This window comes from Elusimicrobiota bacterium (assembly GCA_040757695.1).
Lineage (GTDB): Bacteria > Elusimicrobiota > UBA8919 > UBA8919 > UBA8919 > JBFLWK01.
In genome coordinates this window covers 1-5,802 of record JBFLWK010000112.1, presented here as the reverse complement: position 1 = coordinate 5,802, position 5,802 = coordinate 1, and the positions used below count along the sequence as shown (strand labels likewise).

Annotated in this window: 4 protein-coding genes; all 4 read right to left on the bottom strand. The window is 39.0% G+C overall.

Features of this window, described 5'->3' with window-relative positions:
- The coding region (locus tag AB1349_12470; GenBank protein ID MEW6558142.1) for a hypothetical protein at positions 1 to 2,868 on the bottom strand (2,868 nt) is incomplete at its 3' end.
- 279 nt (positions 2,869 to 3,147) lie between these two features.
- Positions 3,148 to 3,303, bottom strand: coding sequence for a hypothetical protein (locus tag AB1349_12465; protein ID MEW6558141.1), 156 nt, complete (start codon positions 3,301 to 3,303; stop codon positions 3,148 to 3,150).
- A gap of 49 nt (positions 3,304 to 3,352) precedes the next feature.
- Complete coding sequence (locus tag AB1349_12460) at positions 3,353 to 4,813, bottom strand: DUF5693 family protein (protein MEW6558140.1); 1,461 nt, start codon at positions 4,811 to 4,813, stop codon at positions 3,353 to 3,355.
- Positions 4,814 to 4,871: 58 nt separating this feature from the next.
- A partial coding sequence (locus tag AB1349_12455) for a UTP--glucose-1-phosphate uridylyltransferase (GenBank protein ID MEW6558139.1) occupies positions 4,872 to 5,802 on the bottom strand: 931 nt, incomplete at its 5' end.

Below are 5,802 nucleotides of genomic sequence, written 5' to 3'. Positions count from 1 at the left end.
AGTAGCTGGTGTAGTAACAGCTGGTGTAGTAACAGCAGCGCCGGAAGATGATATTTTAACAATCAGCAGATCCTTATCAGAACCAGTTCCACTTGACCTGCCAACTGCGTAGAGGTAACCATCACCACCATTGATTATTTTATGTCCTTCATCATCTCTTCCTTGATTGAATGTCTCAACAGAACTCTGTTTCAAAGTTCCTGAAGAATCGTATATCCATAGTGCAAAGTCAGTATCAGTACAGGCAGTTATTGCATCACGGTCTATGACACCTACAATATACAACAAGCCATCAGGACCGAATGCAGCAGAAACCATACTGTCTTTAGTATTCCCGGAGTTCGTATATATCTTTGGAAACCCTGCCTGCAAATTACCAGAAGTATCATATTTATATACAGCAGCATCAGATATAGCATCACCAGGTGATGTATGTCCTACCAGATACAAATAACCATCACTTCCTTGTGTTATTCCAAATGGTGCATCTTCTACTGTTCCTGAATAGTATTTTGGGAAACCTGCCTGTAAATTACCTGAAGTATCATATTTCCATAATACCACATCTTCATTATCTTCAGCAGTTGGATAATAGTATCCGCCGCAGTATATATATCCATCCGCACCTTGAATTATTGAATATCCCAAATCGCCAAAGACACCGCCACCGCCATCCCATAATTTTGGAAACCCGCTAGCTAAATTACCAGAAGTATCATATTTCCAGAGTGCAAAATCAAACATAGATGGTATAATACCATACATCGTTGCTTTAGGTGTAGAAAAACCAACAATATAAAGATTGTCATCTGTTCCAGCGCCTTGAATCATTCTTACCGCAAAATCAGCACCACCGCAGTCGTAAAATTTTGGGTATCCTGATTGCAAAGTACCATCTTTACTGTATTTCCATAATGCTAAATTTTCAACACCAATACCGCTGGAAGAATAGCCCACTAAATACAGGTATCCATCTTTACCTTCAAGAATATCTATAGCGCAATCTTCGCCAGAGCCGCTATCCCACGATTTCGGGAAACCGGCTTGCAGATTCCCATCTTTATCAAACTTCCACAGTGCGATATCTGCTTTACCTGATGTATCCGGCTCTATATTCCCACATACATATAAATATCCATCAGAGCCGATAATTGCGCTTGCACCGCCTTCGCCATACCCGGAACCTCTATCATATGTCTTTATCCATTTGAAACTACCCGTTGCAGTATGCGCTGTAGTTGTCCACGATGCTGGCGGTAACGCTACATCAGGTGCATCTTTAAGTTCTGATGTTGGTGCGCCAGTAGCGGCTGCGAGGTTCACATCATAACTGACAAAATAGTAAGTGTAATCGTATCCGGCTGATAGTGCAGTTGAATATGTATACAATTTACCATCAGTATAAGTAGTATCGCCGGGGTCAACCGCAGTCATTGTAAACGGACTACCGGAAATCCCGGTCCCACCTTTCAGAATAACTACTGAGATGGTTGAAGGTGCATCATTATCAGCGTCTGTATATTTCACACGGAATGTATATGTATTTGTAGATACACCTGTTTCAGGGTCAAGCCCATCAGAAACATAATTCGCTTCACCCGTCCAGGAAAGTGTTGGAGAATAATTAACCTGTGTTGGTGTGTTTCTATCTGTTGTATCACCAAGCCCTAATTGACCATAGACATTATATCCCCAAGCCCAGAGTGTGCCATCCGCCTTGATTGCTATTGTGTGATACCCACCACCGGAAACAGATGACCAGTTGGTTAAAGTTCCCACCTGTGTTGGTGTATTTCTATCTATTCCATCGTCATATGAAATCCAATTACCCCCTGAATTACCAAGCCCTAATTCACCATAGTAGTTATCTCCCCAAGCCCAGAGTGTGCCATCCGTCTTGATTGCTATTGTGTGATGCACACCACTTGAAACAGATGACCAGTTGGTTGCACTGCCTACCTGTGTTGGTGTATTCATTTGTATTGTAGTTCCAAGCCCTAATTGACCATACTCATTCAATCCCCAAGACCAGAGTGTGCCATCGGTCTTGATTGCTATTGTGTGATACCCACCACCGGAAACAGATGACCAGTTGGTTGCACTGCCTACCTGTGTTGGTGTGTTCATCTGTATTGTAGTTCCCAGCCCTAATTGACCACAGTTGTTCCATCCCCAAGCCCAGAGTGTGCCATCCGTCTTGATTGCTATTGTGTTTTCCCTGCCACAGGAAACAGATGACCAGTTGGTTAAAGTTCCTACCTGTGTTGGTGTGTTCATTTGTATTGTAGTTCCAAGCCCTAATTGACCAGAGTAGTTACATCCCCAAGCCCAGAGTGTGCCATCTGTCTTGATTGCTATTGTGTGATTACCGCCACAGGAAACAGATGACCAGTTGGTTGCACTGTCTATCTGTGTTGGTGTATTCATTTGTATTGTAGTTCCAAGCCCTAATTGACTATAGCCGTTATCTCCCCAAGCCCAGAGTGTGCTATCCGTCTTGATTGCTATTGTGTACAACTCACCACAGGAAACAGATGACCAGTTGGTTGCACTGCCAACCTGTGTTGGTGTATTCATCTGTATTGTAGTTCCAAGCCCTAATTGACCATACTCGTTCCTTCCCCAAGCCCAGAGTGTTCCATCCGCATTGATTGCTATGGTGTGATAACCACCACAGGAAACAGATGACCAGCTGGCAGCATACAGGCAGGTGATAAGATAGAAAGATAGAAAGATGGAAAGATAGAGAGATGGAAAGGTAGAAAGGAAAACTGATAGCCATTTTTTTATGACTTTGTCCAATGTTTTGTAATCGGCAATTAATTGCCGATTACCTTGCTCATCAATAAACCTGTAAAATTTAGCCATTTTGCCCCCTTAGTAGACGGCAATTAATTGCCGTCTACAGTCTACTGCCTGGTAGGAACCTACCATTGCCTGGTAGAAACCTACCACTGCCTGGTAGGAACCTACCACTGCCTGGTAGAAACCTACCACTGCCTGGTAGAAACCTACCACTGCCTGGTAGGAACCTACCACTGCCTGGTAGAAACCTACCACTGCCTGGTAGAAACCTACCACTGTCCGGTAGAAACCTATTTCTGCCTGGTAGAAACCTACCTCTACCGATTAGAAGCCAACCATTTTTTAAGCGGTTTTACGCGGACCTTTTCTGCCACCGCTTTTCCACGATTTTAACCCGAAATCCTCAAGTTTATCGTTTTTCTTGCCGTATTTACCATAAACGGTGCTTGTGAGCCGTGCTTCTAGCGCTACTATTTCAAAATCCTTCGGTAATGCCATACCCACCTCCATTTCTCAAAAAATAGTATAACACAAAATGTACATTCTGTCAAGTATTTTTTTTTGTTTGTGAGAGATAAATTAAAATTATTCCAAGAAGTATGCCAAGACAGATACCGTTAAAAGTTCTTAATAGTGAAACCAAAAACGGGCTATGAATATGGCAGAATGTATTTATTATTGATATCTGGCCGATAATACCGACGATAAAAAACGGTTTCCATAAAAAAGGGGGAGGAGGTGGAGGATTGTTTTTCTTGTATCTCAGATAAATTGCTAAAATCATAAACGGATGTCCGATTAAAAACTCTTTCAGTCGTGGTCTGACAAAAAATATCTTTTCTAAAATCATTCTGAAATTATCTTCCAGATAAGTGGTTGTGCCGTAATTACCGGTTCGCAGAATATAAAAGCCAACAACAAATAATAACACACCTAAAAAAATAATTTCGCCGAACAATACAGGTTTTTTCAGAAAACTTTTCAATTCGGTTTTGTATAATAAATAAATGAGGATTAGTATCGGCAATAACGATACTACTTTTATACCCCTGAATAATTCAACTCCGAGCATAAAGTTTTTTGTTGCTAAAAGCCCGGCAATCGCTGTGCCTGATAGGACTGCAAAAAGCGATAACACAACAAAAACACCAACAGTTTTTAGAATTGAGTATTTTTCTGAGAATTTTATATTGAAACCTAAAAACAGAAGCGTGCATATTGGCGAGAGCAGTGCGATAAAAAACGAGACAATTTTTGTAAATACAGCATAATTTGAAAATCTTGGGTTTATGTTTCTTGTAGCGCTTGGTGTTTCTATTCTAAAGCCAATTTCAGCAAGTGCTTTTTTTGATTGGTTTATATATTCAACTGTATTCTCTAAAGTTGATTGTGACAGGTCTAAAATAATAATTCTAACATTTCGCTCAAGTACCGCTCTTTTTATTCTATCAATATTTTTTTTGTAATCCTGCTCCCATCGGAGCTTAAAAATCCTGAAACCTGCGTCTGATTCCTGTAATATTTTTTTTACTTCTTTTTGTTTTGTAAATTCAACAATCCCAAAAGTATAATTAAAATCAGGCGAGAGTTCTCCATAAAAATCGTCGGATAGAATAACCGCAGTAACATTCGGGATTTTTGTAGGAATAAGTGAAATATTACCCTGAACAGATAAAACGATATTTAAGCCCAGTTTAGAAACAGTTGAAATTTTTTCAGGTGAACAACCAAGATATTTTTCCGGTGGTAGTTTTTTGTATTTTAGTTCATCAGTTTCGGCAAAAAAATCTTTTGCCTTTTCATCAGAAATAACAACGGTATTTATTCCAGCGGTCTTAAAATCTGCTAATTTTTCTATACCAAAAAAATCCGACACATCGTCATATTCAATAGCAAGTGCTACGGAATTATTTATTTCACTGACTATTCTGTTTTTTAGCGGTATAATGCATACACACAAAAAAAATAAAATGCAAACGGAATAGATTACCAATATCTTCTTAAACATTTAGGTTGAAGATTTTGCCTTAATCTTAATCTTAATCTTAATCTGTTTTTCTATTTTTTTATCCGAACCGTTTTTTAAGTTTCTCGCGGCTATTTTCCAAATCCTGCGGGGTTTTTATTGGAAAGAATCGTTCTTCACGGTTCACTATTATATACTCAGTTTTAAGGAATAACGAAAGGTCGCCTGCAAGCCGTTCAAACTGGACAACTTTCTTTTCGCCTATTTTTTTTTCTACATAATAAAATGGGAGTTCAAATTTTTGATTAAGTGCGGATGCCTTAAAAATATAGGTTGCAGTATTGAAAACAGAAATTGAGTCCTGATTAAAATCAGGCGGGAACTTAAACTGTTCAACGATTTCTAAATGACCGTCAACGACAGCAGGAGCGCCGCCTTTATCACCGTGATATTTTTGAGCAAGTTCTACTGTCATTTCTGTTTCTTTATCAATATGGTAGCCTAAAATTGTTTCCTCAACACTCGCACCAAGATTATCTACATTAGAATACCATAAATATTTACCACCAGTTTTAATGAAATTGGACAAATGTCCACTTTGAGAAAATGCGAAAACAAAATCGCCATGGCCTGGTCCATAATACATTTCAGTTTCTTTTTCTGAGATAAAATAACTACCGTCAGGGTTCAGCCGTTTTGCTATGAACTGATTAAAGCATTTGATACTATCTTTTAAGCCGAAATAATTATTCTTTTTTAGGTATTCAATTGTTACGGTTTCAGTTGCGAAACTGTTCATTATATATATTGGGATAGCGACACCATATTTATGGTTTACCTTTTTTAGCTGCTCAAGTTTTATCTGTAAAAAAGTTTTACCGTCATATACTTCAACAATCCCTTTCACTACACCACCAAACCTTGTTGCCATACCACCGTTGACAATCACAACACCCAATTCTCTGTTTTTGATTGTTTCTGTTCCAAGTTCGTGAAACCTTTGTTTTTCAGCAGAATCGTTTTTTAAATTG